Raw genomic sequence first — 4,604 nt, 5'->3', positions numbered from 1 at the left:
AGGTCGACCAGGTTGGCGCGGTCTTTATCGACCTGCGCTACGGCTTTCTCGACATTGGCGGAAGCGCTGCGGCTGTCCAGCGTGAACATCAGTTCGCCTTCCTTGACGAACTGGCCTTCTTTTACGTGTACCTTGACGATGGTGCTGGTGGTTTGCGGATGCAGGTCCACCATCGTGATAGGGCTAACAGTACCATTGGCACTCAGCGTGATAGGCACATCTTCGTGCGCCGGCGCCACAATGTTCACGGTAGTCGGGCCGGAATCCCCCTTACCTTTGCCGCCGCCAGCCGGCGCACCGCCCCCTTCGCCAGGCGCCTTGTTCGAATACCAGGCGCCAGCGCCGATCACGGCGGCCACACCAACCAGAATTGCCAATGTCTTCTTTTTCATCATGAGAGAGAAACTGAGGATCTACTTACCTGCGTAAAATTCGGGGACGACGAGGACGGCTTCCAGCCCGCCCCTTTCGTGATTGGCCAGGCTCAGGCTGGCCCCATGTTGTTCGGCGATATTGCGGGCGATAGTCAGCCCCAGGCCGGTGCCGCCGGAGCTGCGCGAGCGCGAGGTCTCCAGACGGTAAAACGGTTCGAACACGCGCGCCAGTTGGTCCGAGGGAATGCCCGGACCTTCATCGCGGATGCGCACGCGGGCGGCGCCGGCCAGCCGATCCACGGTGACGTGGGCACGCTGGCCATACTTGACTGCATTATCGATCAAGTTCACCAGGCAGCGGCGAATATCGAGCGGACGGCCCATCAGCGCCATGCCGGTGTGGCCCTTCAGATCGACTTGCTGGCCGGCGTCGGCGGCATCGGAACAGACGCTGTCGAGCAAGGCATCCAGGTCCAGCCTCTGCATGGCTTCGGCCGTGTCCATGCTGCGCGCCAGGTCCAGGCCTTCCTTGACCATCTGCTGCATGGCGGACAGGTCGCCCAGCAGCTTCTGCTGCAAGTCTTCATCCCGCACTTTTTCCAGGCGCAGGCGCATGCGGGTCAGCGGCGTCTGCAAATCATGGGTAATGGCGGCCAGCATTTCCGTGCGCTGGGCGATGTGCTGGCGGATACGCGCCTGCATGGCGTTGAAGGCGGCGCTGGCCTGGCGGATTTCGTTGGAGCCGGTGATTTCGACCGGCGGGTGGTTGATGTCGTTACCGAGATTCATTGCGGCCTTGGCCAGGCGCTTCAATGGCGTCATGGCCATGCGCGCCACCAGGTAGGCCAGCACGGCAATGCTCAGCAGGAAAGGCACGAAGGCGGCGTATTCGTTGTGGCCGGTCGGTGGCGGCGGGCGCGGCGGCAGAATGGACAGCTTCAGCATCTGGCCATCCGGCATTTCCACCAGCAGCGATTCGCAGGCGCCGCGATAGGGGATGAGCTGCGGGGCAAACATGGCGAAGGTGGAATAGGAGGTGCGCGGGCGGTCGCAGCTCTCCGGCTTGTCCACCAGCGAAGTGAACTTGTATTCGGGACCGAGGCGATTAGCCAGCGTCGCGCCGAATTCACTCAGCTCCTGGGATTCTTCGTGGCCGCGCGCCACTTCCAGCTTGATCGCGCCCTTGCTGGCCACTTTCAGGTACTGGTCGCGCGACTCGGGACGCACCACATCGGTGGTCGCAATGATCTGCTCGGCACGCTCCAGCGCATGGAAGCCGCGATAACGCTCCAGTGTGCGCTGGCGTTCGTTCACCGCCAGCCATTGCGTCAGGGCAGCGGAGGCGACGATACCGAGCATCAGTACCAGAAACACGCGGCCCGTCATGGACCTCCAGAAAGGAATCACGCCGATGGCTCCACAGCAACCGGGCCGGCCAGCACGTAGCCGCCGTTACGCACGGTCTTGATGATCTGAGGCAAGCGGGCGTCTTCACCCAGCTTCTGGCGCAGGCGGCTGATCTGAATATCGATGGAACGGTCGAAAGGGTCGGCGTCCCGGCCCTGGGTCAGGTTCAGCAGCTGGTCGCGGTTCAGCACGCGGTTCGGATGCTCCAGGAAAACCTTGAGCAGACGGAACTCAGCGCCGGACAGCATGATGACCGTGCCCTGCGGATTGAGCAGGTGACGGGCGGTCAAATCCAGAATCCAGCCCGAGAAGCGGATCTGGCTGGCCTTTTCGGTACCCGATGCGGCGCTCGCCGTGGTGCGGCGCAGCACGGAACGGATGCGGGCCAGCAATTCGCGCGGCTCGAAAGGCTTGGGCAGATAATCGTCGGCGCCCATTTCGAGGCCGAGGATGCGGTCCAGCGGTTCGCTGCGGGCGGTCAGCATGATCACCGGCAGGTTGGAATGCGCACGCAGTTTGCGGCACAGGGTCAGGCCATCCTCGCCCGGCAGATTCAGGTCGAGCACGATCAGGTCCGGCTTGGACTCATCCAGCAGTTTCCACATGCCGCTGCCGTCCCCCGAGCCTTGGGTGCGGTAGCCGTTAGTTTCCAGATAATCCTGCAACAAAGTGCGGATATCACGGTCGTCGTCGACGATGAGGATATTCGTGGCATTTTCCATGCCCACAATTATCCCTTGCATCGGGGGTGGCAGGTAAGCAGTTTGTATCGTCATGTTTAAATATCGGGCATTGATACAGTACGTTACAAAACTGCCGCTTGCTGAAAAGGCAAGTTATTCATATCGACAATTGGCATATTGTTGACGGGAAATCACGAAACACTTGGATACAAAAAGTGTCGCTGAGGACACTTAGCTGAAACAGGCTGCTGAGAAGATGTGTCCAAGTGCCGTGGAATTGGTTCCACGAATTTGAGATAAGGATTTTCTTATGAATACCTTGCGTAAAGCTTTCGTCGTAGGCGCTGCTGTCATCAGCCTGGGCTCCGTGGCATTCTCCGCACAAGCGCAGGATACTCCGCACCGTCAATATGCGGCGACCAAATTCGATCCCGCGCAAATGTCCGCGCGTCTGGATAAGCGTCTGCAGAAATTGCATGATGCGCTGAAATTGAATTCATCGCAGGAAGCCGGCTGGCAAACTTATGCCGCTGCCATTAAGGCCGATATTCCAACCACCCGTCCGGATTTTGCTTCATTTAAAAATCTGAGCACGCCGGAAAAAATGGAAAAGCGGATTGAATTCTCCAAAACGCATATCACCCAGATGGAAAATCATCTGGCCGCGCTGAAAACCTTCTACGCAACGCTGACGCCTGAACAGCAGAAGACCTTCGACCAAGCCATGAGCCATGCCCGTCACGGCCGCTGGAGTCAACACGGTCCAGCTGACAAGAAACAAGGCTAAGCCCCCCCGTTTTCTTTGCTCTTTGGTGCTTATGGCCGAGCCGGCGCAAGCTGGTTCGGCTCTTTTTTCGTCATCTCATGCCAAAGATTGGCGTGATCGCACCAGATTTGAGCTCATCACTAGCAAAAAGAAAGGGCGCCCGCAGGCGCCCTCCTCGTTTGGTCCGGCTCGATCAGTTCAACTTGTCGAGCGACTTGCTGAACTTGCCGCTGTCCTGGAAACCAATGACCCGGGAATCCGCAATTTCCTGACCTTGCTGATTGAACAGGATAATTCCCGGCGGTCCGAATAAACCGAAACGCTTCAGCATGGTTTTATCGTCTTCATTATTCGCCGTGACATCGATTTGCAGCAGAATCGTATTCGTCAATTTCTGCTGAACAGCCGGTTCGACAAAAGTCAGCTTTTCCATTTCCTTGCAGGACACGCACCAGTCGGCATAAAAATCGAGCAGTACGGTTTTACCGCCGGTATTGGCCAATACCGCATCCAGATCGGCGCTGTTTTTAATACCGGTGAATTTGACATGGTGATCGGCGCCGCCGGTCAAATGCGCCAGCGGCGCCAGGGGATCGCGTCCGCCCGTCGCCACGCCGACTAATTGCGCCGCGCCGAAAATGACAAATACGGCGCCAATGACTTTCGGCAGCCAATTGCCGCGGGCACGCAATAGGTAAATCCCGTACGCAAATCCCAGAATTACCCAGCCCGCCATTTGAACAGYCGCCGGAATTACCGGCGATACCAGCCACCAGGCCATTGCCAGCAGTAATACGCCAAAGAACTTCTTCACTGAATTCATCCAGGCGCCTGCGCGCGGCAGTAATGTGCCCGCCGATACGCCAACCAGAATCAGCGGCACGCTCATGCCAACCGCCATCGAGAACAGCGCGCCGCCGCCGATCACCACGTCGCGGGTCTGGCTGATGTAGACCAGGGCGCCCGCCAGTGGCGCAGCGACGCAAGGACCGACGATCAGGGCCGAGATGGCGCCCATGACGAACACGCCCGCCAGCTTGCCGGCGGACTGGCGATTCGATGCGCTGGCCAGACGGCTCTGCATCCCGGCCGGAACCTGCAGGTCATACACACCGAACATGGACAAGGCCATGCCGGCCATGCCGATGCCGAAGGCGCCCAGCACCCACGGATTTTGCAGCGCAGCAGAAAGGCCTTCCCCGATCAGGCCAGCCGCCACACCCAGCGCGGTGTAGACGATGGCCATCCCCAGAGAATAGGTGATCGACAGCGCCAGACCGCGCGAACGGTTGCCGCGGGCGCCCTCCCCCACGATGATCGAGGACAGAATCGGCACCATCGGCAGCACGCAGGGCGTGAACGCCAGGCCCAGAC

At 59.5% G+C, this 4,604-nt stretch carries 4 protein-coding genes and 1 pseudogene; 1 reads left to right on the top strand and 4 read right to left on the bottom strand.

Features of this window, described 5'->3' with window-relative positions; all coding sequences use genetic code 11:
* The 3 genes and pseudogenes from AB4Z11_RS23725 to AB4Z11_RS23715 all read right to left on the bottom strand — a co-directional run.
* Nucleotides 1–395, bottom strand: a pseudogene (locus tag AB4Z11_RS23725) (efflux RND transporter periplasmic adaptor subunit); the annotation flags it as partial.
* 18 nt (nucleotides 396–413) lie between these two features.
* Nucleotides 414–1,760, bottom strand: a complete 1,347-nt coding sequence (locus tag AB4Z11_RS23720; RefSeq protein WP_442028128.1) for an ATP-binding protein — start codon at nucleotides 1,758–1,760, stop codon at nucleotides 414–416.
* 17 nt (nucleotides 1,761–1,777) lie between these two features.
* Nucleotides 1,778–2,503: a response regulator gene (locus AB4Z11_RS23715; RefSeq protein ID WP_442028127.1), complete on the bottom strand. Its 726-nt coding sequence runs from the start codon at nucleotides 2,501–2,503 to the stop codon at nucleotides 1,778–1,780.
* Between the two features lie 271 nt (nucleotides 2,504–2,774).
* Between AB4Z11_RS23715 and AB4Z11_RS23710 the strand changes: the two genes are divergently transcribed.
* Nucleotides 2,775–3,251, top strand: coding sequence for a Spy/CpxP family protein refolding chaperone (locus AB4Z11_RS23710; RefSeq protein ID WP_442028126.1), 477 nt, complete (start codon nucleotides 2,775–2,777; stop codon nucleotides 3,249–3,251).
* A 172-nt stretch (nucleotides 3,252–3,423) separates the two neighbouring features.
* On the opposite strand, the gene dsbD is transcribed toward AB4Z11_RS23710, so the two are convergent.
* The coding region (dsbD, locus tag AB4Z11_RS23705; RefSeq protein WP_442028124.1) for a protein-disulfide reductase DsbD at nucleotides 3,424–4,604 on the bottom strand (1,181 nt) is incomplete at its 5' end.

It is taken from the genome of Pseudoduganella sp. RAF53_2, from assembly GCF_052113985.1.
Taxonomy (GTDB): Bacteria; Pseudomonadota; Gammaproteobacteria; order Burkholderiales; family Burkholderiaceae_D; genus Rugamonas.
This window is presented reverse-complemented; position numbering and strand designations above follow the sequence as displayed.

What these genes read in the sequence shown, in the direction of transcription:
- AB4Z11_RS23720 (WP_442028128.1), bottom strand. Translation starts at nt 1,760, where the DNA reads ATGACGGGCCGCGTGTTTCTGGTACTGATGCTCGGTATCGTCGCCTCC.
- AB4Z11_RS23715 (WP_442028127.1), bottom strand. Translation starts at nt 2,503, where the DNA reads ATGGAAAATGCCACGAATATCCTCATCGTCGACGACGACCGTGATATC.
- AB4Z11_RS23710 (WP_442028126.1), top strand. Translation starts at nt 2,775, where the DNA reads ATGAATACCTTGCGTAAAGCTTTCGTCGTAGGCGCTGCTGTCATCAGC.